The 26,846-nt window shown below is 60.3% G+C and carries 25 protein-coding genes, 4 tRNA genes and 1 pseudogene; 9 read left to right on the top strand and 21 right to left on the bottom strand.

All coding sequences use genetic code 11. The annotated features are described in order from the left end of the window. Positions 1-4 precede the first annotated feature (4 nt). From M1D99_RS08840 to M1D99_RS08815, 6 genes are all read right to left on the bottom strand, one after another. Positions 5-1,321 (bottom strand): TadE/TadG family type IV pilus assembly protein, encoded by a 1,317-nt coding sequence (locus M1D99_RS08840; protein WP_186730972.1) that lies wholly within the window; start codon positions 1,319-1,321, stop codon positions 5-7. Positions 1,322-1,392: 71 nt separating this feature from the next. Then, complete coding sequence (gene cpaB, locus M1D99_RS08835; protein WP_186730971.1) at positions 1,393-2,208, bottom strand: Flp pilus assembly protein CpaB; 816 nt, start codon at positions 2,206-2,208, stop codon at positions 1,393-1,395. Positions 2,209-2,223: 15 nt separating this feature from the next. After that, positions 2,224-3,552: a P-loop NTPase family protein gene (locus M1D99_RS08830; protein ID WP_186707160.1), complete on the bottom strand. Its 1,329-nt coding sequence runs from the start codon at positions 3,550-3,552 to the stop codon at positions 2,224-2,226. A 2-nt stretch (positions 3,553-3,554) separates the two neighbouring features. After that, positions 3,555-4,085, bottom strand: a complete 531-nt coding sequence (locus M1D99_RS08825; RefSeq protein WP_458131654.1) for an A24 family peptidase — start codon at positions 4,083-4,085, stop codon at positions 3,555-3,557. A gap of 26 nt (positions 4,086-4,111) precedes the next feature. Continuing rightward, positions 4,112-4,303, bottom strand: coding sequence for a Flp family type IVb pilin (locus M1D99_RS08820; RefSeq protein ID WP_434574719.1), 192 nt, complete (start codon positions 4,301-4,303; stop codon positions 4,112-4,114). Between the two features lie 144 nt (positions 4,304-4,447). Beyond that, positions 4,448-4,639 carry a Flp family type IVb pilin gene (locus M1D99_RS08815; RefSeq protein ID WP_434574717.1) on the bottom strand — a complete coding sequence of 64 codons (192 nt, stop codon included), beginning with the start codon at positions 4,637-4,639 and terminating at the stop codon, positions 4,448-4,450. Between the two features lie 301 nt (positions 4,640-4,940). Between M1D99_RS08815 and M1D99_RS08810 the strand changes: the two genes are divergently transcribed. Then, complete coding sequence (locus tag M1D99_RS08810) at positions 4,941-5,810, top strand: response regulator transcription factor (protein WP_458131653.1); 870 nt, start codon at positions 4,941-4,943, stop codon at positions 5,808-5,810. A 27-nt stretch (positions 5,811-5,837) separates the two neighbouring features. On the opposite strand, the gene M1D99_RS08805 is transcribed toward M1D99_RS08810, so the two are convergent. Beyond that, entirely contained in the window at positions 5,838-6,269 is a 432-nt protein-coding gene (locus M1D99_RS08805) for an Lrp/AsnC family transcriptional regulator (protein ID WP_060741195.1), read from the bottom strand. Positions 6,270-6,468: 199 nt separating this feature from the next. Here M1D99_RS08805 and M1D99_RS08800 point away from each other — a divergent pair, with 199 nt between their 5' ends. The 4 genes from M1D99_RS08800 to M1D99_RS08785 all read left to right on the top strand — a co-directional run bounded on the left by M1D99_RS08800 (position 6,469) and on the right by M1D99_RS08785 (position 11,215). Next, positions 6,469-7,182 carry a YczE/YyaS/YitT family protein gene (locus M1D99_RS08800; protein WP_434574715.1) on the top strand — a complete coding sequence of 238 codons (714 nt, stop codon included), beginning with the start codon at positions 6,469-6,471 and terminating at the stop codon, positions 7,180-7,182. A 98-nt stretch (positions 7,183-7,280) separates the two neighbouring features. Next, positions 7,281-8,765, top strand: a complete 1,485-nt coding sequence (gene amrS / locus M1D99_RS08795) for an AmmeMemoRadiSam system radical SAM enzyme (RefSeq protein WP_431481309.1) — start codon at positions 7,281-7,283, stop codon at positions 8,763-8,765. Beyond that, positions 8,762-9,898, top strand: a complete 1,137-nt coding sequence (locus tag M1D99_RS08790; RefSeq protein WP_434574713.1) for a PLP-dependent transferase — start codon at positions 8,762-8,764, stop codon at positions 9,896-9,898. The genes amrS and M1D99_RS08790 overlap by 4 nt, the downstream gene beginning before the upstream one ends. A gap of 60 nt (positions 9,899-9,958) precedes the next feature. Next, positions 9,959-11,215, top strand: a complete 1,257-nt coding sequence (locus M1D99_RS08785) for an aminotransferase-like domain-containing protein (RefSeq protein WP_434574711.1) — start codon at positions 9,959-9,961, stop codon at positions 11,213-11,215. Positions 11,216-11,430: 215 nt separating this feature from the next. On the opposite strand, the gene M1D99_RS08780 is transcribed toward M1D99_RS08785, so the two are convergent. The 5 genes from M1D99_RS08780 to M1D99_RS08760 form a co-directional block, all read right to left on the bottom strand. Next, positions 11,431-12,063, bottom strand: a complete 633-nt coding sequence (locus M1D99_RS08780) for a LysE family translocator (RefSeq protein WP_434574709.1) — start codon at positions 12,061-12,063, stop codon at positions 11,431-11,433. Positions 12,064-12,313: 250 nt separating this feature from the next. After that, positions 12,314-12,389, bottom strand: a tRNA-Gly gene (locus M1D99_RS08775). 3 nt (positions 12,390-12,392) lie between these two features. Then, a tRNA-Glu gene (locus tag M1D99_RS08770) sits at positions 12,393-12,468 on the bottom strand. A gap of 103 nt (positions 12,469-12,571) precedes the next feature. Further along, a tRNA-Gly gene (locus tag M1D99_RS08765) sits at positions 12,572-12,647 on the bottom strand. Between the two features lie 2 nt (positions 12,648-12,649). Continuing rightward, a tRNA-Glu gene (locus M1D99_RS08760) sits at positions 12,650-12,725 on the bottom strand. Positions 12,726-13,098: 373 nt separating this feature from the next. Between M1D99_RS08760 and M1D99_RS08755 the strand changes: the two genes are divergently transcribed. Next, complete coding sequence (locus tag M1D99_RS08755; RefSeq protein WP_186708088.1) at positions 13,099-13,857, top strand: hypothetical protein; 759 nt, start codon at positions 13,099-13,101, stop codon at positions 13,855-13,857. A 158-nt stretch (positions 13,858-14,015) separates the two neighbouring features. Here the strand turns inward: M1D99_RS08755 and M1D99_RS08750 are convergent, their stop codons facing one another. The 4 genes and pseudogenes from M1D99_RS08750 to M1D99_RS08735 all read right to left on the bottom strand — a co-directional run bounded on the left by M1D99_RS08750 (position 14,016) and on the right by M1D99_RS08735 (position 18,438). Then, positions 14,016-14,720 (bottom strand): methyl-accepting chemotaxis protein, encoded by a 705-nt coding sequence (locus M1D99_RS08750; protein WP_434576387.1) that lies wholly within the window; start codon positions 14,718-14,720, stop codon positions 14,016-14,018. Between the two features lie 204 nt (positions 14,721-14,924). Beyond that, positions 14,925-15,101, bottom strand: a pseudogene (locus tag M1D99_RS08745) (HAMP domain-containing protein); the annotation flags it as partial. A gap of 992 nt (positions 15,102-16,093) precedes the next feature. Continuing rightward, on the bottom strand, positions 16,094-17,482 hold the full coding sequence (locus M1D99_RS08740) for an aminotransferase-like domain-containing protein (protein ID WP_434574707.1): 1,389 nt from the start codon (positions 17,480-17,482) through the stop codon (positions 16,094-16,096). Between the two features lie 194 nt (positions 17,483-17,676). Beyond that, positions 17,677-18,438: an SDR family oxidoreductase gene (locus M1D99_RS08735; RefSeq protein ID WP_434574705.1), complete on the bottom strand. Its 762-nt coding sequence runs from the start codon at positions 18,436-18,438 to the stop codon at positions 17,677-17,679. Positions 18,439-18,664: 226 nt separating this feature from the next. Between M1D99_RS08735 and M1D99_RS08730 the strand changes: the two genes are divergently transcribed. After that, a complete protein-coding gene (locus M1D99_RS08730; RefSeq protein WP_434574703.1) occupies positions 18,665-19,669 on the top strand; it encodes an NADP-dependent oxidoreductase in 1,005 nt (334 codons plus the stop codon). Positions 19,670-19,822: 153 nt separating this feature from the next. On the opposite strand, the gene pyrF is transcribed toward M1D99_RS08730, so the two are convergent. After that, complete coding sequence (gene pyrF, locus M1D99_RS08725) at positions 19,823-20,521, bottom strand: orotidine-5'-phosphate decarboxylase (RefSeq protein WP_458131652.1); 699 nt, start codon at positions 20,519-20,521, stop codon at positions 19,823-19,825. A 288-nt stretch (positions 20,522-20,809) separates the two neighbouring features. On the opposite strand from pyrF, the gene M1D99_RS08720 reads away from it, so the two are divergent. Beyond that, positions 20,810-21,556, top strand: a complete 747-nt coding sequence (locus tag M1D99_RS08720; RefSeq protein WP_186708100.1) for a response regulator — start codon at positions 20,810-20,812, stop codon at positions 21,554-21,556. Next, on the top strand, positions 21,556-22,602 hold the full coding sequence (locus M1D99_RS08715) for a sensor histidine kinase (RefSeq protein WP_458131651.1): 1,047 nt from the start codon (positions 21,556-21,558) through the stop codon (positions 22,600-22,602). The genes M1D99_RS08720 and M1D99_RS08715 overlap by 1 nt, the downstream gene beginning before the upstream one ends. Before the next feature lie 378 nt (positions 22,603-22,980). On the opposite strand, the gene M1D99_RS08710 is transcribed toward M1D99_RS08715, so the two are convergent. From M1D99_RS08710 to M1D99_RS08695, 4 genes are all read right to left on the bottom strand, one after another. Next, positions 22,981-24,018: an AI-2E family transporter gene (locus M1D99_RS08710; protein ID WP_458131650.1), complete on the bottom strand. Its 1,038-nt coding sequence runs from the start codon at positions 24,016-24,018 to the stop codon at positions 22,981-22,983. 62 nt (positions 24,019-24,080) lie between these two features. Then, the gene (locus tag M1D99_RS08705; protein WP_186708106.1) at positions 24,081-24,899 is read right to left on the bottom strand and encodes a DUF4892 domain-containing protein; all 819 of its coding nucleotides are present in this window, start codon (positions 24,897-24,899) and stop codon (positions 24,081-24,083) included. A 129-nt stretch (positions 24,900-25,028) separates the two neighbouring features. Next, positions 25,029-25,880 (bottom strand): alpha/beta hydrolase, encoded by an 852-nt coding sequence (locus M1D99_RS08700; protein WP_458131649.1) that lies wholly within the window; start codon positions 25,878-25,880, stop codon positions 25,029-25,031. Next, entirely contained in the window at positions 25,877-26,671 is a 795-nt protein-coding gene (locus tag M1D99_RS08695) for an alpha/beta fold hydrolase (RefSeq protein WP_057451981.1), read from the bottom strand. The genes M1D99_RS08700 and M1D99_RS08695 overlap by 4 nt, the downstream gene beginning before the upstream one ends. Positions 26,672-26,846: the final 175 nt, after the last annotated feature.

Genomic DNA, 26,846 nt, shown 5'->3' with positions numbered 1-26,846 from the left:
CCTCCTACGAGTCGGTGCTCGGCGTGCCGCTGCCGTTGAGATAGGTTTTGTAGAGCTGGATGATCTGTGGGCCGGAGTCGGAAGATGGCGTCGGGCCGGGTACGTTGTCGCCTTCGCACTCCTGGACGAACTGGCCGAAGATGATCGACTCCGAACCACCACCGTTCACCGGTTGCAGGACGAAATAGCAGCCAAACCCCAGGACCGGAATCGACGTCGAGCCGCTCAGTTTCCCGGCGCAATCGCCAATCACGATCTTCAGCATCCGGCGCTCGAAGACCCCGTTGCTTTCACAGCCGCTGGCGCCCCCCGCCACACAGGCGGCGACCTGGGCCCGCCAGTCGTTGTAGTCCTGTATCGCCTCGCCGCCCGCCGAGAGATCGCCGTTGCTCGAGGTGATCGCCTGGCCTTTGTATTCCGGCCGGGGGACCGAATCGTTGTAGGTGATTGCCGGGCTGCCTGAAGACGTGACCAGGTCCGGTGGATAATCCGAAGAACTGACCGGGCCGTTATAGACACCGAAACGGGTGTTCAAGCCTTGGGAAGTCGGGCCGGCTTTATTGCCCGGCGCCGTCTGGACGTTGTCGCCAACGCTGCGGCAGACCGAGCCCCCGCCGGCCAGGTCCTCGCGGACCGCACTGCCGCCGGAGCCGAAATCCAGCAATTGGAAGTTGCCCGGGCCGATGGGCGAGGTGTTCCCCGCCGCCGTCTTCAAGACTTCCAGATCGCCAAATTGATACCCCCAGAAGTTGCCGGCGGCCGGGTTGTACTCAGTGGGCTCGCCACAGACCATCAACGGCGCCAGGTCACACGGCGAGGTGGGGCTGGGACCCGCCGTGGCAATCGCCGCCACGCGCTTGTTACCGAGCCCGGCACTGCCCATGGTTTGCACGAAGCTCCAGAAAAAACCGTCCAATTGATAGCTGGCCACCGACACCCGCACGTATTTGGCATCGCTAGGCCCAGGGTAGGAGAACGGGCCATAGACGCTGCTGGCCAGTTCCACCACGGCGAACGCGCCCGGGTTGCCGGCAACCGCGGTGGCCAGCTCGGTGTTGCCCACGGCGCTGGCATTTCTGTTCAGCGTATCCAGGGCAGCCGCGCGGGTGGTGCTGGCCATGTTGATGCCGCCACTCACCTGGCTCAGGGTCTTGGCGCCACCCAAGGCCGCGGCATCCACCGCATTTTGCAGGCGCGTCTTGTTCAGCAGCATGTGCCCGCCATCGAGGGCCAACGCCGCCATCATGGAAATCGCCACCAACGCGATCACCATCAGTACACTCACCGCCCCTCCCTGGCGCCGGATATTGGCATTCATCATCGAGCCCTCACCTACAACGTTTGAGGATCGGCATCGCCACGGCCCGCAAAGGCCTGGCATGGAGGGATCACTCAGCGGACATTGATCACGCTGCTTTCAACCCCGCGGATCAGCGTGACAGCCCCGCCTTGCGGCTTGGCACTGCGCTGCACCACTGGTTTGGGCACCGGGGCGGCTGCCATGGCGATGACCGGCGCAGGGGCTGGCGGCGCAACGGCCACGGCCTTTTTTTCCAGGTTCAACGGGTTGCGCAAGGCCAGCTGCAGCTTGCCTTCGGTCTGCGCGGTGACCAGCGCTTCGGCTTCGGTGGCGGACATTTCCAGGGTCACGGCCCGCACCACCACTGGCTGGGTCTTGTCGGTGCCCGCCGTCTGGTCCACCGCCAGCACCCGCAGGTTTTCCAGGATGGTCCGGGACGTGGCGCTGTTGCTGCCGGCGCTGGTGGTCTTGGTCGCCAAGACATCGACCCGGTTGCCTGGCAAGAGGAAGCCCCCCACGCCAACCACATCGTCCACGCGTACCGAAATGGCGCGTTTGTCCGGTGCGATCAGCGAAGCCAGGGTGCTGCCGCCGAGGTGCTCGCTCAGGCGTGCGCCCCGCACAATGTCGCCGCGCAGGATGTCGAAGGTGGCGATCTTGCCCACGGCCTGTTCGCTGGCATCGAAGGCATCGTCCGGGATCGTGTCCATGGGCATGCGCACGGTCGTGACCTGCTGGGCCTCGACCATTTGCCCGAAGGGAATTTCCACCGTCGCGACCACCACGCTTCGCAGGTGATCATCGGGGGTCGCGTTGAGTCGCGCGCTCAGCCAGGAGTCAGCCATCCATGCGGCACCAAGGCCCATTACCAGGGAAACGCCTATCAGCGGAAGCGTACGAGAGCTCATGTCGGTATCTCCAGATCAAAGGAAGTCGAGCTGAACGAAGTAGTTGTGCCAGGCCCAATCCAGCTCTTGCGGCGACAGGGGCCCGGAACCGCCCAGGTAACGCTGGCGGTCGAGCGCCATGTTCAACAGGTCACGGGGATGGCAAGGCACCAGCGGCATGCCTTCGCCGCCATACAACCGCTGCAGGACATAACGCACCAACAGCGGGTCATAGGGGATGCCCAGGCGTTCGCATTCCTGGCGCCAGATGCGTTCGTACTCCTCGGGCTTGAGGTAGCCGAACTGGACCTTGTAGCCAATGCGCCGCAGGAAGGCCTCGTCGGCCAATTCGAGGGGATTGAGGTTGGTGGAAAACACCAGCACCAGGTCGAACGGCAACTCGCAATGCCGACCGCCGCCCAGGTTGATGAAGTCGCGCTTCTCCTCCATGGGCACGATCCAGCGATTGAGCAATTCGGCCGGGGCCATGCGCTGGCGACCCATGTCGTCAATGATGAACAGGCCGTTGCTGGCCTTGAGCTGCAACGCCGCCTGGTATTGCCGGGTGAACGGGTCGTAGCGCACGTCCAACTGCTCCATGCTCAACTCGCCGCCGGTGATGACGATCGGGCGTTTGCAGCACAGCAGCCGGCGGTCAATGCCTTCGTTGAGCATCAGGTTGTTGGTTTGGCTGTTGTCATCCAGGCGCTGATGCACCTGTGGGTCGTAGATTTCGATCACCGACTCGTTGATGACAATCGCGTGGGGCACCCAGATGGCTTCGGCGAACAACCGGATCAGCCGGCTGCTGACGTAGGTTTTGCCGGTGCCCGCCGGGCCGTAGATCATGATCGCTCGCCCGGAATTCAGGGCGACGCCCAACTGGTCGAGCATGCCTTGGCTCAGCACCATCCCCGCCAAGGCCTGGTTCATGTCCTTGGCGGTGATGCGGCCGTGGTGAATGGTCTGGATCTTGATCAGCGAGCGATAGGTGCTCACCGGAAACGGCGCAGCGCCGATGTAGCCACTGCGGGCCAGGGCATCACGGGCGGAGCTTCGGCCGCGCTCGGTCAGGCCATAACGCAACGTCTGCCCGCCGGTCTGGCCCAACTGACCCAGCACTTCGACGCGACCATCCTTGCGCAGGAACGCCAGGACTTCTTCCAGTACCGCGCCGGTCAGGGCCAGGCGCTCCACCAGCCGCGACATGTCCAGCACACCGCCATCGTGCAGGTGCTTGCACACCAGCTCACCGAGGAAACTGTCGCTCAGGCCGGTGTCGCGAATGGTGCATGGCTGGGGTGCCAGGCGTTGCACCGCTTCCCGTTCGCTGGGGTAGGCATCGCTATCGTTGATGACGTGCATGACTAGACTCCCCAGCCGCCGGCAACCAGTTGCCAGTAGACGCTGTTCAAAGTACCGATCAGGATCGCAATCGAATAAGGAAAGGGTTTGCCGGCTACTTCATCCGACGTCGGCGCCAGGTAGGACTGGGCTCGCACCATCAACCAGTAGCGTCCCAGGGTCTGGAGCAGTTGGCCGCGGGCCAGGACGATCAGGAAACCGCACACACCGCCGGCGATCAGGCTGAACAGCGCCGCCCACAGTGCGTAATGAAAAGGCAGGAAGCTGCCGACCATGGTCATCAGCTTGACGTCGCCGGCGGCCATGCCACCCACTGCGTACATGGGCAGGAACAACCCGAAACAGACCAGCATGCCCAGCAGGCTGTCGCCCAGGCCGCCGATCCCGCCGGTATAGACCTGGCCGGCCAAGCCCAGGGCAAGGCCCAACAGGACCAGCGTGTTGGGGATGCGGTGGCGACGCAGATCGCTCACCACCGCCACACCCAGCAGTCCTAGCAGCAATACCGTCAACATCAGCAATTCCATGGACATGATGCGTCTCCATAATGCGGTTGGGGTTAGCAGGCAGCGCCTTTAACCGCGGCACAAAGTGCAGTGATCCGATCATTCACCGCACCGCCTAGCAGAACGAACATCGCGGCAACCGCCACCGTAATCAGCCCACCGGCCACGGCGTATTCCACAATAGTCAGGCCATCTTCATCGTCGATAAACTTAACTATCGAAGTGCTCAGTCTTTGAACTTTCATGTCATTTACCTCACTTCAACGGCAATAAAGCCGGCTGATCAAGAACAACGCGAAGCCCATTGAGCAACTACTTCGAAGCTTTATCAGATCCTGCTGAAACCGGCGCCTCGATGGGCTTCATCCCATTCCCGACAGGGGCGGTTGTCAGCAAGCAGCGCCCTTGACCGCGGCGCAGAGTGCGGTAATCCGGGTATTTACGGCGCCACCCAGCAAGCCGAACATCGCCGCCACCGCCACCGTGATCAACCCACCGGCCACGGCGTATTCCACAATGGTCAGGCCATCTTCATCTTTGGCGAACTTCACTACCGAAGCCTTGATTGTTTGAAGAGTCATTTCGCACACCTCATTGGGGTTGTTTTCTCAAGAGGCAGTACATTGCGAACTGCCTGATGCAACCCTAGTCAGCGGGTGGTCATTGCCGTTAGGAGGATTTTGCACATCGCTAGGATTTTTTTGCGCGGGGTGGGAAAGAGGCCGGCGCGGGGAATTCGCCCCTGCGACAGCCCCGGGCAAGCGTCCCGCGAGAGGATGACGGGAAGAAATAGGATTTTTATGAAAAATAATTCGGCGAAGTGATGGCACAGTGACAATACTGCTAGCTAAAGGGCAGAAAGAACCTGTGAGTAGTCGTCCTATGGCACCCAATCCGACTGGAAAGCCAAAGCTGTTATGGTTCGATCTGACCCATGATCGGTCCACTCAGGAGCTCGTCTCCCAGTTCCGGGAAACCTGCGACTGCACGCTGGCAAAAAACGCCATGCTGCCCAGCGCGGAACAGGTCGACATGATCTGCATCCATTTCGACCGCCCGGACACGCCGGGCCTGCGACGCCTGTTGGAGATCAAGCGGACCGTGCCCGGCACCCCCATCACCATGTTCACCGTGCAGCACTCCGAGGAACTGGCGGTGTGGGCGATGCGCTCCAGCGTCTGGGAATACATGGTGCTGCCCTTGTCCGTCGCCGAGCGAAAGCGCTACCTCACCGCCGTGGCCCAGCTGTGTGAGCTGCGCCGCACTACCAGCGGCCGGGGAAGAACCTCGCAGATCGACCACTCTCCGACCCTGCCGGACAGCATTCGCCTGACTTCCGGGCACCAGAAACACCAGGCCCTCAGCCACATCATGCTGTACATCGACCAGCACTTTCGTGACAGCATCGATCAGCGCGACCTGGCCAGGCGCTGTGGCATGACGACGTTTCGCTTCAGCCGGGTGTTCAAGGAAGCCAATGGGCTCGGCTTCACCGACTACGTGCTGAACAAACGCATGAGCTTCGCCAAGGAACTGCTCGACAACAGCCAGATGCCCATCACCAGCATCGGCTATGAGGCCGGCTTCAAAGACCCGTCCTACTTTGCCCGCGCCTTCAAGCAATACGCCAGTTGCACGCCAAGCGAGTACCGTCTCGCGTACCAGATGCGCAGCGCGAGTCCTGCACCGGAGCCTGCGGATGAGGCGGCCCTGGAAGCGATTGAAAACCTGGTGCACAGCCTTGAGGGTTGAACAGTAGTCGGTGCGCGCAGCCCAGGCTCATGGGGCGAGCTTTCTTCTCTCGATTGGAATGGACAGCACGATGCTGGTCCGCGTCTCTCCGTACGCGTTGATTTTCGCGATGATGTCCTCGATCTCAGCCATGGACCTGGCGTAGATCCGAATCAGATAGGAGTCATTCCCCGTGATGTGCAGGCACTCGACGACCTCGGGTATGTCGGTGAGCGTCGCGATCAATTTGGCTTTTGCCGGCTTGAGGGTGGTAATGCCGACGACGGCCGATATGCCGTAGCCCAGCTTGGTAGGATCCAACTGAGCGCAATAGCCCTTGATGACCCCGGAGTCTTCAAGTTTGCGCAACCTGTCATTGGTGGCAGGAATAGAAAGCCCAGCATGCTTGGAAAGCTCTGTGATGGAAATGCGACCACAGTCCTGTACCTTACCCAGGATTTTGACGTCTATACGATCCATGTGCGTTTTCCCCGGTTCAAAGTATAAATTTTAATGAAAACCCCGCATTTTTCATTAAAAAAAGCATGCACCAAAATAAAGCAGCGCGCTAGTCTATTCCCAGCCTGAAAAACCTGAAAAAGAATCCGGGTAATCAATAGCCCTGCTCTTTAGCGTGACGCACTCATAATAAAATATTCTCTCCAGGGATGGTGTTCGCATGGAAGATGAAAAGAAAAAGTGTGGAAAAAAGCCTCACCCGTTGATTCAGCACATTGGCACGCAAGTCCTAAATCTCCGCCACTTCAAGAAAGACCAGATACTGATGTACCTGATGGGCGTCAGCTTCTTTTCGCTGGGTGCCAAGTGTTTCATCATCAGTCAACTGGGTACCGATCCTCTAGACGTCTTGATCATCTCGATCGATAAAATTCTTCTGCTCGGCATGGGTGTTTGTTCGGCTATCGTGTCGCTGTTCTTCCTGACCTGGTGGATGCTCTGGAACAAAAAATACCCGCCGATAAGCCCCTTCATTACCACGACGCTGACCGGACTGCTGATTGATCTCTGGTCGTGGCTGGGGCTCGGAGAGTATTTGATCGTCAGAATGAATGAGTACGCGTTATTGGCCTCGGGGCTGATGTTATGTGCCTATTCATCCGCATTGATCATCATGAGCGGTATTGGCATCAGGATCATGGATCTTGTGGTATTGACCATGGTATCCAAATGGAACTGGTCATTCACCAAAGCCAAAATGATTATTGAAATCGGCATCTTTTCCAGCGGTTGGCTTTTAGGCGGGCCGTTCGGTATAGGAACAATTGCATTCCTGCTGGTAATTGGCCCGCTTATTCAACCGTTCATGAACATGAATGCCAAGCGCTTTGCACTTAAGAACTATGGATTGATGAGCGCTTCATCCTCTTACTAATAAGAAACATGACTGCCCTCTAGGGCGGCAGGATGGCTTCGCCTCGATTTTTTTAAACCGATGCTATTGATGGCAACTTCCGTGATGAGGAGTGAAAGATGGACACTACAAAAAATAAAAACTGGACCTTGGAAAGCAGCCCGGCAAAATTGGAAGAAATACTTCCTGGGGGTGCCGTGAAGTGTCATCTTTCCCCACGCAACTGTGTCATTCAGGAAGGCAAGGTAGGGTTTTGCAAGGTACGCGGAAACCGTGGGGGCAGGCTCGTTACATTGAACTATGGCAAGGGCGTCCACAGCACCGAGGAAACAATCGAAACCGAAGCCGTTTTCCACTTTGCCCCCGGTGAGCGGATCCTGTCCCTGGGCAATATCGGCTGCATGCTCAACTGTGGTTACTGTCACAACTGGAAGACATCACAGGCCAAGTACGTCACCGACAAGGACGTTTACTACTACACCCCCGAACAGGTGGTGGAGACCGCGCTCAAACACGGCATACGCGTCATTTCCTGGACCTATAACGATCCGGTTGTCTGGCATGAATTCATCCTCGACACAGCAAAGCTGGCCAAGGAAGCGGGCCTGATCAATCTTTATAAATCGGCGTTTTTCATCAGCGAAGAAGCCATCGATGAATTACTGCCGGTCATCGATATTTTCTCGATTTCGCTGAAATCCATCTCCCCGGAATACTACCGCAAGGTCACTACCGGCTGGGTAGAGCCCGTTCTGGCGGGCATCAAGAAAGTCTATGACGCCGGCAAATATGTCGAGGTCAGCACCTTGATGGTGACCGACATCAGCGACGACGAAGAAACGGCCCGGAAAATCAGCCAGTGGGTCCTGGATGAACTGGGGCCGAACGTACCGCTGCACTTCGTCCGGTTTCACCCCGATTACAAGATGAGCAACAGCATCCGTACGCCGGTGGACAGGCTGCTGAAGGCTCGGGACGTGGCTCGGAGCATGGGCGTCGAGCATGTCTACCTGGGTAACGTGAATGACGTCGAAGGGACCAACACCAGTTGCAACCACTGTAACGCCCTGCTCGTCACCCGTTATGGCTTGAACGCGGAAATCATCGGGCTGGACAGCAAAGGGTGCTGCTCTCAGTGCGGGCACGATGCGCATTTCAAATTACTCGGCGAACACCAGGCGTACGCCCCCGTCGAGTTGCGCGAGGACGCGTTGAGCGCTTATGAGAAGCGTAAGTTCGAGTGGCACGGGGACATCGTGTCGCTGCACGCCCAAGTGCTCAATACCGAAGACTTCGAACAGACCGTCTACCTGCGACGCAATTACACCGATGGGCACAACAGTGAGTGGAAGTCATTGACCTTGCGTCCCCATGAAAGCTATCGATTCATCATTGCCAAGGCCCGCATCGATGAAACAGGCCCTGAGGTCTGGCTCCCCAACGGCGTGAACTCCAACCTCCATGAAGTTTTCGACAGGGCTCACTTCCCGACAGAGTCGATTGAAGAGATCGGCATTTCGCAAAATGACATCACCCCGACCGTTGGTTACGAGGGCAAGCAGAACATGTATGAACAGGTCATCAAACTGGTCAGCCAAGCATGAAAGTGTCGACTGAAATACTTCATATCAAGGTGGATGACCGGGACGCTCACCCTTCGGTAACGCCTATTTATCAGTGCAGCGCGTTCAACGCGGACTCGGCCTTCTTCTACTCAAGGAAAGCCAACCCCAATGTGACTGAATTGGAACAGGTCGTCGCGTCCCTGGAGGGCAGCGAATATGCCCTGGCCTACAGCACCGGGATGAGCGCGATCTATATGGTGTTGGAATTGTTGAAACCGGGCGCTTCGCTGGTCATCAACAAATACATTTATGGCTGCTCTTATAAATTGTTCCAGCGCTATGCGGCACGTATCGGCGCGCACCTGACGATTCTGGATCTCACCACGGCCGAGGGTTTGAAGGGCTTGCCGGCGAACGTCGACATGGTGATATTCGAAACACCGACCAACCCGTTCCTGAAAGACATTGATATCCATGCCGTCAGCAGGGCCGTCAAGCAAAACAACCCGCTGGCCCTGGTGGTCGTTGACAATACCTGGGCCACGCCGATATTCCAGAAGCCGTTGAACTTTGGCGCCGACATTTCCCTGTACAGCGCAACCAAATACTTCTCCGGACACAGTGATGTCATGGGCGGCCTGGTGCTGGTCAACAATGAGACGATCTATAACCGCCTCCTTGAGGGCCGCTTTTATTCAGGCACGATACTGACCCCCAATAGCGCCTGGTTGCTGCGCAGGAGCATGCAGACGTTCAACCTGCGCATGGAAAAACACACCCAGACGACCGCTAGCATGCTCAATTATCTGCGTGAGTTGCCCTTCATCGAGCATGTCTATTACCCACGCATCGATGGCAAGCAATTGACCGGTTATGGCGGCATTGTGTTTGTTGATATTCGGCCGGACCTAGTGCCCTTTTACAAAACGTTCACCAGCGCACTCAAATGGTTTGGCACGGGCACTGGAATGGCCTGTGTCACGTCAATGGTCGCCCAGCCCTTCAGTGGCAGCCACGCCTCGATGACGGATCAGGAAAAAGCCGACATGGGCATCGAGAAGGGCCTGGTTCGATTGTGCTTTGGCCTGGAGGATCTCGACGATCTCAAGGAGGATCTGCTCCAGGCATTCGAAACCATGGAAAGCAAGGTCGATCAGAAAGATCCTGCATAGCGGTGTCATCACGAGCAACGAGCCTTCAATGGCTCGTTGCTTTTTTATGGAGCAAAGAAAGTGACCGGCGCATTCGAAAACACGATATTCGACGACCCCATCCTGAACGTTATCCACCTTCTAAATTCCATCGCCCAAGAAAACCCCCAGGCCATTTCACTGGCTTCCGGTCGACCCGATGATCAGCAGTGCGACCCGGCGCTCATCGACAAGGGCCTGGCCCACTACAAACATCATGTCGCCGGCACCGAGCAATCGCTGGCGACGCTGCTTTGCCAATATGGAAAAACCTCCGGGATCATCAATGAAACGATCGCCACCTATTTGCAGGTGGATGAGGGGATAACCGTCTCCAATCCTGAAAGCATCGTGGTGTGCCTGGGGTTTCAGGAAGCCTGCGCCTTGACGCTCCTGTCCATCCTTGAAGGCGGTGGGGTGTTGTTGGTGCCTGACCCGGTGTTTTCCGGGATCACCGGCATCGCAAAACTGCTGGGCATAAAGATCGTCCCAGTCCCCATGGCGGCTTTTCTCGACCCGATCGCCCTGCGCAAGATCGTTGAAGCACTTGAGTCCAGAGGAGAAAAAATCAAAGCACTTTATGCCGTTCCAGACTTCAGCAATCCGACCGCCGACAGCCTTTCCTATCACGCCAGGACAGCCATGCTTGCCTTGGCCAGGGAAAAGGGCTTTTTCATCCTTGAAGACACGGCCTACCGCTACTTCAGGTACGAAGGCGCTGCCATTGCGTCCATGAAGTCCATCGACAGCAGTCGGGTGTTCTTGCTCGGTTCTTTTGCCAAATCGATTTTTCCGGGCTTGCGCATGGGTTATGTGGTCGCTCCGCAGGGCCCAGGCGTCATGTCGTTCAACACAAGGTTGTGCAAGGCCAAAAGCCTGATCACCGTTAACACTCCAGCCCTGTGCCAAGCGGTCGTCGCCGGCGTGCTGATCGAGAACGACTACTCGCTGAAGGGGCTGAACCGGCCCAGGGTGTTGTCCTATACGAACAAAAGGAACCACATGCTTGAATGCCTTGAACGTGAATTTCCGCTCAAGGCCGGCGTTCAAAGATCGGTCAGTTGGAATCACCCGACAGGCGGCTTCTTTATCAACGTGCAGCTGCCTTTCGTCTTTGGCGAAGCTGAAATGCGCGAATGCGCCCAGCAGTTCAAAGTGATCGTCTTCCCGACCACTTTATTTTCGCTGACGAATGAGGCGGCTAACCAAGTCAGGCTTTCATTCAGCAATGCCACCGCCTCAGACGTCACCCAGGCCATAAGTCGATTCAGGGCGTATGTTGAGTCCAGGCGGCAGTAGGACCAATGCCGATCAGTTAAGCGAAATAAAGCCAGGCAGTAACCCTGTGGCGAGGGAGCTTGCTCCCGCTGGGTCGCGAAGCGGCCCTGTTTTTGGGGCTGCTACGCAGCCCAGCGGGAGCAAGCTCCCTCGCCACGGTTTGTGTGTTTGCCCGTGCTATCCACTTAATTGACAGGCATTAGGCAGTAGGACCTCTATTCATGCATCGCTTTCGATCAGGTTGCCGTAACCAGCATGACACCCGTGGCGACCTGATAGGCCCCCAGAACAGCGATGATCGTCCCTGAAAAATAGTTGATCAGCCGTAGCTTCGATTCGGCAATCCGTGCCTTGAAAATGGAGGAGAACCCGCTTAACCCCAGCCACCAGGCCGCCGAGCCCAGGAATATACCGGTCACCATCGGTAACAAGGCGTGCTGGCCGCCTTGGCCGCCGGCCATGCCATCGCTCAACGCGGCAAATATCGCGATAAACGACAAGATGGTCATGGGGTTCGACAGGGTCAGGAACAGCGTTGTCGAGTAGGCTTTGAACATATCGGCCCGCTCACCCGCCATGGCGGTCGCGCCGCCTTTCGCACGTATTGTCTGATAGCCGATATAGGCGAGGAACAGCCCGCCGAAGATGCACAACCAAGGTTTAAAGCTGATCAGCGTCGCGATGATGGCCGTGACCCCCAGGGCCCCGATGAATCCATAGATCGAATCGGCGGTGGCCGCCCCCAATCCCGTCGCGAAACCAGCCCTCCATCCCTGCATCAGGCTTCTTTGTATGCACAACAACCCAATGGGTCCCACCGGGGCTGCAATACATAGCCCAATGACCATCGATTTAATAAAAACCAGCATAAGTGCACCTCCAGAATGGGTACTGGAAGGTTAGGAGAAGTGCTTTTTTTTAGGAATGAACTATTAATCTTCCTTAAGGTTTTCCCTTAAGTTTTGCATGAAGTCATTTCGTTTCACCTTCATTTTTAAGGTAAAACGCCACCCGTCTCCTCAGCCAACGAAAATCGCTCGTTGTAGGCATAAGAGCGCTGGACGGCCTTTTTACGGGCATAAAAAAACGCCGCTCATATGAGCGGCGTTTTTTTGAATTTGGAGCGGGAAACGAGACTCGAACTCGCGACCCCGACCTTGGCAAGGTCGTGCTCTACCAACTGAGCTATTCCCGCAAATGGCGTCCCCTAGGGGACTCGAACCCCTGTTACCGCCGTGAAAGGGCGGTGTCCTAGGCCACTAGACGAAGGGGACACACTAACTGAAAACATGGTGTGTATTTCAGTGCCCAAATCCGCATCCGAAGATGTCGGCTCTGGCTTCACTCAGCCCTGCCCGAAAGCAACGCTGTTTAAATTGGAGCGGGAAACGAGACTCGAACTCGCGACCCCGACCTTGGCAAGGTCGTGCTCTACCAACTGAGCTATTCCCGCATTGGCGTCCCCTAGGGGACTCGAACCCCTGTTACCGCCGTGAAAGGGCGGTGTCCTAGGCCACTAGACGAAGGGGACACACGTACAACATTCACTGCTTAGAGCGTTTGGCTGAGTGCTTTACGCTGTAAGTGGCGCGCATTCTATGGATGGATTGAAGGGTCGTCAACCCCCAGATATAAATTTATTTAAATCAATGACTTCGCCCGGTTTGAGGGGGCGATCCGCGCATTTCCCTCGTCCGGTCTCTGACGCCTATATTCTGTCGCCCGCCGAGACGCTATAGTCGCGCCCGGCAAATGATGGCAATGTGCTCCTACCCGGTTATGCTTCCTACAAACAGCACGACGCCCGTCTAATCGCGTTGCTCGGGCCTATGCGCTTAAAAGCCAAGCCACTACACTCATGACATGCGTACCCTAATAAAGAGGTCTTACCGGTGACACCACTCATGATCACCCTGCTCGTCGTAGCCGGGATCGCCCTGTTGATCGCCATTGGCTACATGAACCACGTGGTGGAAAACAACAAGCTGGAAAAGGCCCGCACCAAGGTAGAACTCAACGACCGCATGCGTCGCTGTGGCGAGCTCACCGAAACCTTTCCCGGGCAGTTGATGACCCCTGCCCTGAAGCTGTTGATGACCCGCCTCGAGATGAACGTCTGCCAGCGCTTGCTGAACCTGGAGAAAACCAATTCCACGGTCAAGGCACGCCTGGACGAATTGAGCGCACTGGCCGCCCAAGGTGAATCGATCCCGGTGAACAATCCGCCGGCACCGATCCAGACCGAAGCCAAGGCCAAGGACGTACGTTTTCTGCTCGAGGCGTTGCACGGCCAGATTACCCGCGCCGCCCAGGACGGTTTCCTGCCGCCCAACGAAGCCAAGCGCTGGATCCGCGAAGTGCGGCACATCCTGGTGCTGCTGCACATCGAGTTCTTCAACAATCTCGGCCAGCAGGCGTTGCAGCAGGAACAACCCGGGCAAGCCCGCCTGGCCTTCGAGCGCGGCGTGCAGTACTTGCGCAAGCAACAGGAACCCCAGGTCTACGCCGAACAACTGGCCTACCTGGAGAAACTCCTGGCCCGCGCCAATGCCCAGGTCCTGGCCAGCACCCAGCCGGTCGAGGGCGAGGTCAACCAGTTGACTGAGGGCTTGAAGGACGACGAAATAAACGACGAGTGGAAAAAGAAGAAGGTCTACGACTGAGATTAAGGGCCGAAGCGAGTTCCCTTGTGGCGAGGGAGCTTGCTCCCGCTGGGCCGGCCCGACATTTCGGGCGCAACGGTCCTTGAGCGGTGGGTGCTTCGCACCCAAACGGGAGCAAGCTCCCTCGCCACAGGTATCGCTGACGAGCCGCCACCGGCTTACAACCTGAAATGCCCCACCATTCCCTTCAACTCAACCCCCAACTGCGCCAGCTCGATGCTGGATGCGGCATTGCCGCGCATCGCCAGGGAGGATTGATCGGCGCTGGCGCGAATACTGGTCACGCTGCGATTGATCTCTTCAGCCACCGAGCTCTGTTGCTCGGCCGCCGCGGCGATCTGTTGGTTCATCTGCTGGATCAACGACACCGCCGCCGCAATGCTGCCCAAGGCGCTCTCGGTCTGCAGTGCGTCGCTGACCGCCATCTTCACCAGCTCGCCGCTGCTCTGGATCTGCTGAACGGAGGCCTGGGCCGCTGAACGCAAGGCGCTCACCAGCCGTTCGATCTCCTCGGTGGACTGTTGCGTGCGCCTGGCCAGGGCCCGCACTTCATCGGCCACGACCGCGAAGCCCCTGCCCTGTTCCCCGGCGCGGGCCGCCTCGATAGCGGCATTGAGCGCCAGCAGGTTGGTTTGCTCGGCCACGCTCTTGATGACTTCCAGCACCGTGCCGATGTTCTGGATCTCGGCGCTGAGGCTTTCGATGCTGGAACTGGCCGACGTCGCCGAATCGGCCAGTTGTTCGATGCGCACCATGCTCTGGCGCACCACCTGCTGGCCGCTTTCGACCTTGTCGTCGGCCGTCTGGGCCGCTTGCGCCGCTTCTTCGGCATTGCGCGCCACATCGTGCACGGTGGCGGTCATCTGGTTCATGGCCGTGGCGACCTGCTCGGTTTCCTCTTTCTGGCTGCTGACTTCCAGGTTGGTCTGCTCGGTCACCGCCGACAGTGACTGCGCCGAATTGGCCAATTGCTCGATCCCGGCCTGCAAACCGCTGACGATACTGCTCAGCCCTGCACCCATCTGTTGCATGGCCAGCATCAACTGGCCAATCTCGTCCCGGCGCGTCACTTCGACCGTGGCGCTCAAGTCACCCGCCGCAATCTGCTGGGCAACGCGAATGACGCTGCGCAGCGGCGTCACGATCAGCCGGGTGATGACCCACGCCGCGATCAACCCCACCAGCAACGCCAAGGCCGACGAACCGACGATCAGCAGCGAGTTCTTCTTCAATTCTGCCTGCATGGCCTGGTCTTCGGCACTGAAGGCCTGGTCGACCCGCGCCACCACCTGGTCGGCCCGCTCGTGCAGTTGCTGGTAGACGATTTTTTCCTTCGCCAGCAGCCCGGTGTACTCGGCCAGTTGCTGGTTGAAGCCGGCGATGTGCCCGGCCACTTCGTTCAGCACGGTCTGGTAACCCGGGTCCTTGACCGTGGTCTTGAGCGCTTCGGCCTGTTTCATCGCCTGCTCGGCCTGTTCAATGCTGCCTTCCCCGGCGCCCTCGACATTGCCTTTGCGGCTCTGGTCCAGGCGGACCCGCGCTTCATTCATGGCCTGCAACATCAACCGCGACACTTCGCTGATCTGGTTGGCCTGCTCGATGAATTCGGCACCCTCCTTGCCTTCGGAGTCTTTCAAGGTATAGGTACCGTCATCCGCCAGCCCGGCCTGCAACACATCAAGGTTGTTGGCCACGCTGGACACCGACCAACTGGCCATTTCCAGTGCCAGGTCCTTGCTCTGGCTCAACCCGACAAACTCATCGAACGCCTTGCGGTACGCGCCCAGCGCCTGCTCGACATCATTCATCACCGGCACATTGGCAGCCGACTGTGCCTTGAGCTCGTTCGCCAGGGCCACAAGCCCGTCGACCCCCTGGCGCAGGGCATCGGCCGTCTTGGGGTCGGAACGCGAGGCGTACTCCTGCTCCAGCAGCCGGACCTTGAGCAACCCGCTGTTGAGGGACGACATCTGTTTCAGGCCACCGAAACGATGGCTGATGGTTTGCAGGGACCAGACGCCAATGGCCGCGACCACAGCGGTCAACAGCAGCACCAGGACAAATCCGATACCCAGTTTTTTTGCCATACCCAAGTTGGCAAAACGTCCTTGCACGGCCGAAATCATTGCGCCCAGTCCTCTGCCAGTGTGTGTTGATTGCAGATTCGCAACGAGACGCCCTGCAACACAAGATGCTGGCGTCGGAATAATGGCAAAAAGCTACAGCTTCGTCGTTTTCAGGACACTTGAGGTCGATCCAGCGTTGCGGCCCGGAAAAAAACCAGCGCCCGGGGATCACGGGCATAGGCCACGTTGATCCGTAGCCAGTCGCTGTCAGCGCCCGAAGGACTGAAGGCCGTAGACGAAGACAGCAGCACACCGAAGCGCCTGGCCAGACGCTGTAATCCAGCGTAGTCGCTGATTGGCGGTTTCGCCCAGATGAAAAGCCCTCCGGTGGGTTTTCCAAACACCTCCCAGTCGGCGTCCTCCAATACCTGCAACAGCGCCGCCGTATCGACGCCCAGGCGTTGCCGCTGGCGCTGGACCAGCTTGCGATAGGCCCCGTTGGCCAGGAGATTGGCAAGCACCGACTCACAGAACCGCGACACACCCATGCTGGTAATGCCCTTGACCTCGCTCAGACGCGCAATGATGGACGGCGCGGCCACCACAAAACCGACGCGTAACGAACTGCTCAGGGTCTTCGAGAAACTGCCCACGTAGACCACGTCGGCATCCAGCGCCGCCAGCCGGGTCCGCGCCGAGTTCTGGAAGTCACCATAGGCATCGTCTTCGATCACCAGCACGGCGTGTTGCTTCGTCAATTGCAGCAACCGTTGGGCCACGGCCGGGGCCAGGCTGGTGCCGGTCGGATTGTGGCAGGCGCTGTTGACGAACAGCGCACTGGGCCGGTGTTTCGCCAACAAGTCCTGCAGCACATCGACGTCCGGGCCGCGCGGGGTCCTGGGCAGTTCGAGCATTTCGATCTTGTGCAACCGGAGCAGGTCAAACAGGTTTGAATAGCCTGGGCTCTCCACTATCACGCAAGCGCCTGGCTGCAACAGTGTCCGCACGATCAGGTCCAGCCCCTGGGTCGCCCCAGCGGTGGTCAGGATCGAGTCTTTATCAGCCTCGATATTGAATTGCTTCAGGCGCCTGGACAGTTGCTCGCGCAAGGCGGGCAGCCCCAACGGCGTGCTGTAGTTGAACAACCCCGCCATATCGGTGCGGGTGACCTGACGGATCGCATAGCCCAGGTCATCGCTTTCACGCCAGCTCTCGGGCAACCCGCCACACCCCAATTGCAACGCCCATTGCGGGGTTTCACCGGCTCCAGCGAGCGTGTCCTGCTGGCGACTCGGGTCGGTGGACACGACCCCGGGCACAGGGGATGGTGCGACAAAAAAACTGGAACCATGCCGGGACGCCAGCAGGCCTTGGGCAACCAGGCGCTCACACGCTTCATTGACGCTGGACTGGCTGAGCAGGTTCTGCCGCGCCAGTTGGCGCACGGACGGCAGGCGAGTCCCTGGTTGCACCGCATCCTGTCGGATCCATCCGGTCAGCGCGTCGACGATTTGCTGCACGACAGGCACCAAGGCCTGCCGGTCGATTCTCAACTCCATGAGTAACCAAGCTCCTAAGCGTTTGTTTTATTTCCGGAAACAGTTAAGCACAGGCCACCCCCGAGCGATGTACGACAAAGTCGCCAAAACCGCTGATTCTCACTCTTTGAAACACATTGATAGACCGTTCCCCCCCCCAAAGAAAAAGCCCGCAACCAGTGCGGGCTTCGTCCTACAAGCCAAGGGAAGCGTCCTCAGAACGCCGTGACCCCACCGTCCACCGCCAGGGAGTGGCCGGTGGTGAACGCCGCGCCGTCGCTGCACAGGTACAGCACGGCGCTGGCGATTTCCTCGACTTTGCCGATACGCCCCACCGGGTGCATGGCATTGGCGAACTCGCCTTTTTTCGGGTCTGCCTCATAGGCCCGACGGAACATGTCGGTGTCGATCACCGCCGGACAGACCGCGTTCACGCGGATCTTTTTCTTGGCGTATTCGATGGCGGCCGATTTGGTCAAGCCGATCACGGCGTGCTTGGAGGCGGCATAGATGCTCATTTTCGGCGCTGCGCCCAGGCCGGCCACCGAGGCCGTGTTGACGATAGCGCCGCCGCCCTGGGCCAGCAGCAAAGGCAACTGGTACTTCATGCACAACCAGACGCCCTTCACATTGACCCCCATGATCGCGTCGAACTCATCGAGGGTACCGTCGGCCAACTTGCCCTTCTCGATCTCGATCCCGGCGTTGTTGAAGGCATAGTCAAGGCGACCGTAGGTCCTGATCACCTCATCCATCAGGTGCCGCACCTCATTTTCCAGCGTGACATTGCAGCGCACGAACACCGCGTCGCCGCCCGCATCACGAATCGACTGCACGGTGCCCTCGCCGCCCGCTATGTCCAGGTCGGCCACCACGACTTTCAGGCCCTCTGCCGCAAAGGCCTGAGCGGTAGCGCGGCCAATGCCAGCGGCGGCGCCCGTGACCACGGCGACCTGTCCGGAAAACGTCATGCTCATTGTCAGTTCCTCGAAGAATGCGGGAGATGACGCCAGTCTAGCCACAGGTCCCGAGAGCACGGCAGCACTATCCAACTGCCGGTTGAGCATTCATGGGCGCCAGTGATAAGGCCCCTGGGCGAACTATCACTCTGTTGGATCGAACTGCATTCGCTGTATCGGCAAAGCTTGCGGCAAATGCTTCGAAGGTCTATCAACAAGACTTCATTCATCTTGAGTGCCAACCATGACCGCCCAGACCAATCGCCAGTTCCTGCTCGCCAAACGCCCGGTAGGCGCCGCGACCCGCGAGACGTTCACCTATCAGCAAGTCCCGGTGGGCGAACCGGCAGCCGGCCAGATCCTGGTGAAGAATGAATACCTGTCCCTGGACCCGGCCATGCGCGGGTGGATGAACGAGGGCAAATCCTATATCCCGCCGGTCGGCATCGGTGAAGTGATGCGAGCATTGGGCGTCGGCCAGGTGATTGCCTCGAACAACCCGGGGTTCGCGGTCGGGGACTACGTCAACGGAGCCTTGGGTGTGCAGGATTATTTCCTCGGCGAGCCAAGAGGCTTCTACAAAGTCGATCCGAAACTGGCACCGCTGCCCCGCTACCTGTCCGCCCTGGGTATGACCGGCATGACCGCCTACTTCGCCCTGCTGGACGTCGGCGCGCCCAAGGCCGGCGAGACCGTGGTGCTGTCGGGGGCCGCCGGTGCGGTAGGCAGCATTGCCGGGCAGATTGCCAAGCTCAAGGGCTGTCGCGTGGTGGGCATTGCCGGCGGCGCCGACAAATGCAAATTCCTGGTGGATGAACTGGGCTTCGACGGCGCCATCGACTACAAGAACGAAGACGTCCATGCCGGCCTCAAGCGCGATTGCCCCAAAGGCGTGGACGTGTATTTCGATAACGTCGGGGGCGACATCCTCGATGCCGTGCTCAGCCGCCTGAACCTCAAGGCCCGCGTGGTGATCTGCGGCGCCATCAGCCAGTACAACAACAAGGAAGCGGTGAAAGGCCCCGCCAATTACCTGTCACTGCTGGTCAACCGGGCACGCATGGAAGGTTTCGTGGTCATGGACTACGCCTCGCAGTTCGCTGCCGCCGGGCAGGAAATGGCCGGCTGGATGGCCAAGGGGCAGCTCAAGAGCAAGGAAGACATCGTCGAAGGATTGGAGACCTTTCCCGAGACGCTGACCAAGTTGTTCAGCGGGGAGAACTTCGGGAAGCTCGTCCTCAAGGTCTGATACGCATCAGCTGTGGATGCAGGTTAAGGCCTGACACAAAACAACTGTGGGAGCGGGCTTGCTCGCGAATGCGGTGGGTCAGCAGGCCTAAAGGGCGCCTGACACTCCGCATTCGCGAGCAAGCCCGCTCCCACAAGGGCTCTCAGTGTTTGCTCAGGCCAGTTCGGCCACGACCGCCGCCAAGGCCTTGGCCGGATCGGCGGCCTGGCTGATCGGGCGACCGATCACCAGGTAGTCGGAGCCGGCATCCAGCGCCTGGCGCGGGGTCAGGATGCGACGCTGGTCGTCCTGGGCGCTGCCCGCCGGACGAATCCCCGGGGTCACCAATTGCAGCGTCGGGTGAGCCGCTTTCAAGGCGCCGGCTTCCAGGGCCGAACAGACCAGACCGTCCAGGCCGGCCTTCTGCGCCAGCGCCGCCAAGCGCAGCACCTGCTCCTGGGGCTCGATGTCCAGGCCGATCCCGGCCAGGTCCTCGCGCTCCATGCTGGTCAGCACGGTCACGCCGATCAGCAACGGTTTCGGGCCGTTGCGCTGGTCCAGCACTTCACGGCAGGCCGCCATCATGCGCAGGCCACCGGAGCAATGCACGTTGACCATCCACACGCCCATCTCCGCAGCCGCCTTGACGGCCATGGCGGTGGTGTTGGGAATATCGTGGAATTTCAGGTCCAGGAACACCTCGAAACCCTTGTCACGCAGGGTCCCGACAATTTCCGAAGCGCAACTGGTGAACAATTCCTTGCCGACTTTGACCCGGCAAAGCGCGGGGTCCAACTGGTCGGCCAGCTTCAGGGCGGCGTCACGGGTGGGGAAATCCAGGGCGACGATGATGGGCGTCTGGCAGGCGGACATGAGCGGGCTCTCAGGCAAGTCGAAATCGGCGCGCATTGTAGCGGAACGAGCGCCCGTGCGGGACCCGATGATCGGTAAATCTCACCGCCTCCCCAGGCAATACGGACAATACCGACTTTTGTGTCGAAGCCGATACATATATGACATGCGTACAACACGTCGTCACGCTACCGTCCGCCGCAACCCGCTCTTTCGGCGCTTCACGCGTCGCGGCACGACGCCTATGCTGAAGCCTCAACCTCGCCGCCTTCTTTGTGGTTGGCAGCCAACCTGGCAGATGATGCATCCATGCAGAACACCCCTGTTGCAAATTCTGACGCTCAAGATGACAAGCGCTGGAGCACCCGCGCGCTGATCGTCGATGATGACGTGCCGATCCGCGAACTGCTGATCGATTACCTGGCCCGCTTCAGCATTCGGGCCAGCGGCGTGACCGATGGCGCGGCCATGCGCCAGGCGATGAAGGCCGAGCACTTCGACGTGGTCGTGCTCGACCTGATGCTGCCGGGTGAGGACGGCTTGCAGTTGTGCCGCTGGTTGCGCGCCGAATCGGACATCCCGATCCTGATGCTCACGGCCCGTTGCGAGCCCACCGACCGCATCATCGGCCTGGAACTGGGCGCCGATGACTACATGGCCAAGCCGTTCGAACCCAGGGAACTGGTGGCGCGCATCCAGACCGTCCTGCGCCGGGTGCGCGACGACCGCACCGAGCAGCGGGCCAATATTCGTTTCGACAACTGGCGGCTCAATAGCGTGTTGCGCCAACTGATCTCGGGCGACGGGTTGGTGGTGCCACTGTCCAATGCCGAGTTCCGCCTGTTGTGGGTCTTCATCGAACGACCGCGCCGGGTGCTCAGCCGCGAACAACTGCTGGATGCGGCCCGTGGTCGCTCCATCGAAGCGTTCGACCGCAGCATCGACTTGCTCGTGTCACGCCTGCGCCAAAAGCTGGGCGACGACCCCAAGGCCCCGCAACTGATCAAGACGGTACGCGGTGAGGGTTATTTATTCGACGCCAGGGACATCGGTTGATGCGATTGCGCCTGGACTCCTTGTTCGGTCGCCTGTTTGGCGTGCTGCTGCTGGCGATTGTCCTGGCGCATCTGCTGGCCTTTGCCTGGTTTTTCCATTACGACCAACCGCCACCTCCCGGGCAGCAGGCTGGAATGAGCCAGCAAGGCGACGGTCCCCCGCGCTTCGGCCCGCCCCCCAACCGCCGTCCACGCCCCTGGTTCGGCGGCCCGGTGGTGCCGCTGACGTTTCAATTCGTGTGCCTGATCATTGCGGCCTGGTACGGCGCCAAGCTTCTGACCCGACCGATCCAGCGCCTGAGCGATGCCGCCGAGCGCCTGAGCGAAAACCTCGACAGCCCGCCGCTGGAGGAAAACGGCCCTCGTGAGGCACGGCAGGCGGCCCATACGTTCAATCTGATGCAGCAACGGATCCGCGAGCAGGTGCAGCAGCGCTCGCGCATGCTCGGCGCGGTGTCCCATGACCTGCGCACACCGCTTTCGCGGCTCAAGCTGCGCCTGGAGCAGATCGATGACGTCAAGCTGCAAGGCCAGATGCGCCAGGACCTGGACGACATGATCGGCATGCTCGATGCCACCCTGACCTACTTGCACGAACAGCGCACCAGTGAAGCGCTGCAATGGATGGACGTGCAGGCCTTGGCCGAATCATTGAGCGAAAACGCCCAGGACCAGGGCTCGGATGTGCAGGTCAGCGGGACCTGCGCGCCGCTGCAGGTGCAACCGATGGCACTGCGCTCGTGCCTCAACAACCTCATCGACAATGCCCTGCGCTACGCCGGCCATGCCTTGATTACCTTGCAGGACCAGAAACATCTGCTGCTGATCCGAGTCGTCGACCACGGCCCCGGTATTGCCGCGGACAAGCGCGAGGCGGTGTTCGAACCCTTTTTCCGCCTGGAAGGTTCGCGCAATCGCAACTCCGGCGGTGTTGGCCTGGGCATGACCATCGCTCGGGAAGCCACGGAACGCCTGGGCGGGCAGTTGAGCCTGGAGGAGACGCCTGGAGGTGGCTTGACGGCGGTGATCAGCTTGCCTCGCCCATAAGCCCGCTTATCTTCCCTGTGGGAGCGAGCTTGCTCGCGATGAGGCCCCGTCAGCCAACATCGACATTGACTGACATACCGCTATCGCGAGCAAGCTCGCTCCCACAGGGGCGGCGTTGATCTGAAGGCTTTGTGGAGCCTGGGCCAGCATTGATCTGGAGGCTTGTGGAGCCTGATGGGCCAGCATTGATCTGGAGGCTTTGTGGAGCCTGATGGGTCGGCGATCACCCTGTGGCGAGGGAGCTTGCTCCCGCTGGGCTGCGCAGCAGCCCTGAAACCAGGCACTGCGGAGTATCAGGCTGACCGAGGTATTGGTTTGGGGTCGCTTCGCAACCCAGCGGGAGCAAGCTCCCTCGCCACAAGGTACTCGCCACTCAACCTACCGCGCCTGGCTTTTGCTCCAGTCCGTCAACAGGCTGTACGCCACCGCCAGCAGGGTCGGGCCGATGAACAGGCCGATGAAACCGAAGGCGATCAACCCGCCAAACACCCCCAGCAACACAATGACCAAGGGCAAGTTGCCGCCACGGCTGATCAGGTAGGGTTTGAGCACGTTGTCCACGCCGCTGATGATGAACGTGCCCCAGATGCCGAGGAACACCGCCATCCCGTATTCGCCCTTCCACGCCAGCCACGCCGTGGCGGGGATCCAGACCAGGGGTGGGCCCATGGGAATCAGGCTCAGCAGGAACGTGACGATCCCCAGCACCAGTGCTCCCGGCACCCCGGCGATCAGGAAGCCGATCAGCGCCAGCACGGCCTGGGCCGCCGCGGTGCCGATCACGCCGTTGACCACCCGTTGCACCGTACCGGCCACCAATTCGATGTAGTAACCGGCACGGTCGCCGATCAGACGTTCCAGCAGCCCATGGACGAACACCGCCAGACGTGGGCCATCGCGATAGAAAAAGAACACGAACACGATGCTCAGGGTCAGCTCGAGTATGCCGCCGCCAATCTGCGCACTGCGCGCCAGCAGCCAGTTACCGACTTGTCCCAGGTACGGCCTGATGGACACCATCATGGCCGCGCCCTGCTGGTCGATGCTGTTCCAGATGCCAACCAGCCGCCCGCCCACCAACGGCACGCCGGCCAGCCAGTCGGGCGCTTCCGGCAAGCCATCGACTTGTACGTCCTTGATGAACACAGTGGCATCGCGCACATGGTCGGCCAGGTTGAAACCCAGCCACACCAGCGGCACCGCTACCAAGAGCATCCAGCCCACCGTCAGCAACGCCGCCGCCAGGGATTCGCGGCCATTGACCCAGCGGGTCAGCAGGCGCATCAACGGCCAACTGGCGAACGCCAGCACCGCGCCCCAGAACAGCGCCGACCAGAACGGCGCCATGACCCAGAGGCTTGCGCCGAACAACACCAGGAGCAGGATCTGCACCAACAGCCGATCGTTATTGAGCATGTAGGGTCTCGAAAAAATGAACAGGACCGAGACAGCGGCGTGAAACCCGCTGCCCCGACAGCTTAGCGCAGCAGTTCCAGGCGCAATCCCGTCGCTTCGCCGCTGGCGGCCTCCATGCGCGCCGCCCGGACGCCCTGGCCCGCCAGTGCCTCACGCCAGTCCTCGGCCCGGGGACCGGCGATACCGACCCGCAGGCCCGTGTCCAGGTTCAGCGCCCGGGACAACAGGCGCAACCAGGTGTCGTCCGGCTCACCGGCAAGACGCGGCAAGTCCAGGACACCGGTGTCCTTGAGCTGGCGCAACAGCGTGGCCGATGTTGGCAGCAAGTCTCCCAGCGCTGCGTTCGCCTCGAACTGCTCGACATGCAGGTAGGCCTTGCGATTGCCGCGGGTGATGGAATAAAGCGCGATCAGCGTGTTGTCCGCCGGCGGCGCCAGGCGCAGCAGCAGGAAGGCCTGGCCGTTGTCGGCGCCATAGAGCTTGGCATTGCCGAAGACGTCGTTGGCCCACAGGCTGCTTTCGCCGCAATCGCGGGCCTGGCACCAGAACAACAGCTCGGCACCCTGTTTCTGCAACGCTTCGCGAGCCGCGGTAAAGGCTTGGGTGGCGGAATGTTCCGGCGGCAGTTCGTAGGTGACCGACGTGACATTCCCACGGGCATCGACCTGGCCGTCAAAGCGCAACTGGCCGCTGATCTTGCGGATCGAGCCCATGGGGTAGACGCGTTCCAGATCGCTGCCTTGCCGGTAATCGACGATTTGGGCATCGGGCATGCGCGGCACGCGTTCCAGGTCGCGACTGCCCGGCACATCGACGGCGAACGACGCCGGGCTGAGGCAGGCCAGCGCCAGCAGGACGAGTGAGTGAACGGATAATTTCATCGGATCGGCTTGGCCTGGGACGCTTGAACGCAACGGGCGTCGTCGATGCACTGCGAAGCTGGCAAACAGAGGTCTGTCATGGTTGTCTCCTTTTCAACCCGCCCAGCCTCGACAGTTGCCCGGCGCAAGTCAAGGAACGGTGAAGAACCGATTGAAACAGTCTGCTACAAGCCCGGCACCGACCTCGTCGTTCAGGTGCAAATGATGGCCGCCGGGCAACTGCTCATGACTGAAGGGTAGACGCTCCAGCAGCTCCGGGTGTTGGCCAAGCATGCCGTCGGCCGCCACCACCAGATGCGCCGGACAAGCGACCCGGGCAACGAACGCCATGGCCTGCTCTTCGGTCAGGCGCAGGGGCGATGGCAGGGTCAGGCGGTTGTCGGTGCGCCAGGTGTACCCCCCCGGCACCGGCATCAGGCCGCGCTGGGCCAGCAACTCGGCAGCCTCACGGCTGACCGCCACCAGCCCCTTCATGCGCGCTTCGATGGCTCGGTCGAGGGTTTTGTAGACCGGCTTGCGTTTTTGCTGCAAATCCAACTGGGCTTGCAGGGCCATGCCCATGCGTTCGGCCGCGTTATCACCTTTGGCGGTCGGAGGAATCACCCCGTCGATCAACCCCAGGTGCGTCACCCGTTCCGGCAGGGAACCGGCCAGCACCAGCGACACGATGGCGCCCATGGAATGCCCCAACAGGGCGAAGCGCCTCAAGCCCAGTTGTTCGGCCACTTGCAGCACATCCTGGGCGTAGTCCCACAAGGCATAGCCGGCACCCGGCGGCCGGTGCCCGGAATGACCGTGGCCGGCCATGTCCAGGGCGATCACCCGCAGCCCTTCGAGCCTGGGCGCCAGGCGGGCGAAGCTGTTGGCGTTGTCCAGCCAACCGTGCAGGGCAATCACCGGCAGCCCGTCTTCCGGGCCGAACAAGTGAGCCGCCAGTTCGATGTGAGGCAGGCTCAGGCGGACCTCTTCGACCACACTCATGCGCTGCGCCCTTCCCAACGCTGGAAGAGGTTCTTGAGCAGGTTCGCCGTGTCTTGAGGACGCTCGAGGGGGAACATGTGACCGCCGGGCATGCTCAGGGATTCGCCATGGAGCATGCGTCCCACCGAACGGGTGTGATGGCGCATCACCACGCGACTCTGCCGGCCGCGCACCACGGCCAATGGCACCTTGAGCTTACGGGGCCGACCCGGGCTGGTGTGCGGCACGCCGCGGTAAATGCTGATTTCCGTGGCCGGGTCGAAGCGCAGCCGCAGCCGGTCGCCGACTTGTTGCAGGCCGTGTTGCAGGTAGGCGTCGAAGCAATCCGGGTCAAAACCGCGAAACAGTGTCTTGCCGGCAAAATACTGCCGGGCCGACGCCAGGTCGGCAAACTCCTCGCGCCGCCCCAGGGTCCGGCCGGCCGGGGTCAGGCGATCAATAAACCCCAGGCGCTTGGCCGCCAGGATGACCCACTGGTCGGTACGAGTCAGCACTGGCGAATCGAGCATGACCACGCCGCGATACAGCTCAGGGCAGCGCAACGCCGCGTGCAGGTGCAGCACGCCGCCCAGGGAGTGGCCGACGCCCCACACTGGCGCCGGCTGCTGTTCCAGGTGATGGATCAGTTCGTCCACCAGGTTGTGCCAGTTGTCGTCGACCGGAAAGCGCGGGTCATGGCCGTGCAATTCCAAATGCGCGACCTGGTACTGCGGCGCCAGCGCGGCGAACAACTTGCCGTAGGTGGCCGAGGGAAACCCATTGGCGTGGGCGAAAAAAATCTGTTGCGACATGACAGCCGATCCATTGGGGAACTGCGGCAGATTGTCCGCAGAACCCGACGGCGCGGCAATGACCGTAACTGACAGGAATGATGACAGTCGGGCTTGGGCTATGGGGTTGTATGAGCGATGAAACTTGTGGCGAGGGAGCTTGCTCCCGCTGGGCCGCGAAGCGGCCCCCAAACCC

Source organism: Pseudomonas sp. R3-41 (assembly GCF_054161485.1).
The sequence above is the reverse complement of the archived record's forward strand: the minus strand, read 5'-3'. Positions and strand labels throughout refer to the sequence as shown.

Excerpts from the sequence above, each read along its gene's own strand:
- M1D99_RS08820 (WP_434574719.1), bottom strand. The coding sequence starts at position 4,303 with ATGAAAGTTCAAAGACTGAGCACTTCGATAGTTAAGTTTATCGACGAT.
- M1D99_RS08700 (WP_458131649.1), bottom strand. The coding sequence starts at position 25,880 with ATGAGTGTGGTCGAAGAGGTCCGCCTGAGCCTGCCTCACATCGAACTG.
- M1D99_RS08735 (WP_434574705.1), bottom strand. The coding sequence starts at position 18,438 with ATGAGCATGACGTTTTCCGGACAGGTCGCCGTGGTCACGGGCGCCGCC.
- M1D99_RS08695 (WP_057451981.1), bottom strand. The coding sequence starts at position 26,671 with ATGTCGCAACAGATTTTTTTCGCCCACGCCAATGGGTTTCCCTCGGCC.
- M1D99_RS08780 (WP_434574709.1), bottom strand. The coding sequence starts at position 12,063 with ATGCTGGTTTTTATTAAATCGATGGTCATTGGGCTATGTATTGCAGCC.
- M1D99_RS08790 (WP_434574713.1), top strand. The coding sequence starts at position 8,762 with ATGAAAGTGTCGACTGAAATACTTCATATCAAGGTGGATGACCGGGAC.
- M1D99_RS08805 (WP_060741195.1), bottom strand. The coding sequence starts at position 6,269 with ATGGATCGTATAGACGTCAAAATCCTGGGTAAGGTACAGGACTGTGGT.
- M1D99_RS08720 (WP_186708100.1), top strand. The coding sequence starts at position 20,810 with ATGCAGAACACCCCTGTTGCAAATTCTGACGCTCAAGATGACAAGCGC.
- M1D99_RS08800 (WP_434574715.1), top strand. The coding sequence starts at position 6,469 with ATGGAAGATGAAAAGAAAAAGTGTGGAAAAAAGCCTCACCCGTTGATT.
- M1D99_RS08740 (WP_434574707.1), bottom strand. The coding sequence starts at position 17,482 with ATGGAGTTGAGAATCGACCGGCAGGCCTTGGTGCCTGTCGTGCAGCAA.
- M1D99_RS08810 (WP_458131653.1), top strand. The coding sequence starts at position 4,941 with ATGGCACCCAATCCGACTGGAAAGCCAAAGCTGTTATGGTTCGATCTG.
- M1D99_RS08705 (WP_186708106.1), bottom strand. The coding sequence starts at position 24,899 with ATGAAATTATCCGTTCACTCACTCGTCCTGCTGGCGCTGGCCTGCCTC.
- M1D99_RS08755 (WP_186708088.1), top strand. The coding sequence starts at position 13,099 with ATGATCACCCTGCTCGTCGTAGCCGGGATCGCCCTGTTGATCGCCATT.
- amrS (WP_431481309.1), top strand. The coding sequence starts at position 7,281 with ATGGACACTACAAAAAATAAAAACTGGACCTTGGAAAGCAGCCCGGCA.
- cpaB (WP_186730971.1), bottom strand. The coding sequence starts at position 2,208 with ATGAGCTCTCGTACGCTTCCGCTGATAGGCGTTTCCCTGGTAATGGGC.
- M1D99_RS08750 (WP_434576387.1), bottom strand. The coding sequence starts at position 14,720 with ATGACCGCCACCGTGCACGATGTGGCGCGCAATGCCGAAGAAGCGGCG.
- M1D99_RS08830 (WP_186707160.1), bottom strand. The coding sequence starts at position 3,552 with ATGCACGTCATCAACGATAGCGATGCCTACCCCAGCGAACGGGAAGCG.
- M1D99_RS08710 (WP_458131650.1), bottom strand. The coding sequence starts at position 24,018 with ATGCTCAATAACGATCGGCTGTTGGTGCAGATCCTGCTCCTGGTGTTG.
- M1D99_RS08825 (WP_458131654.1), bottom strand. The coding sequence starts at position 4,085 with ATGTCCATGGAATTGCTGATGTTGACGGTATTGCTGCTAGGACTGCTG.
- M1D99_RS08715 (WP_458131651.1), top strand. The coding sequence starts at position 21,556 with ATGCGATTGCGCCTGGACTCCTTGTTCGGTCGCCTGTTTGGCGTGCTG.
- M1D99_RS08840 (WP_186730972.1), bottom strand. The coding sequence starts at position 1,321 with ATGATGAATGCCAATATCCGGCGCCAGGGAGGGGCGGTGAGTGTACTG.
- pyrF (WP_458131652.1), bottom strand. The coding sequence starts at position 20,521 with ATGTCCGCCTGCCAGACGCCCATCATCGTCGCCCTGGATTTCCCCACC.
- M1D99_RS08815 (WP_434574717.1), bottom strand. The coding sequence starts at position 4,639 with ATGACTCTTCAAACAATCAAGGCTTCGGTAGTGAAGTTCGCCAAAGAT.
- M1D99_RS08730 (WP_434574703.1), top strand. The coding sequence starts at position 18,665 with ATGACCGCCCAGACCAATCGCCAGTTCCTGCTCGCCAAACGCCCGGTA.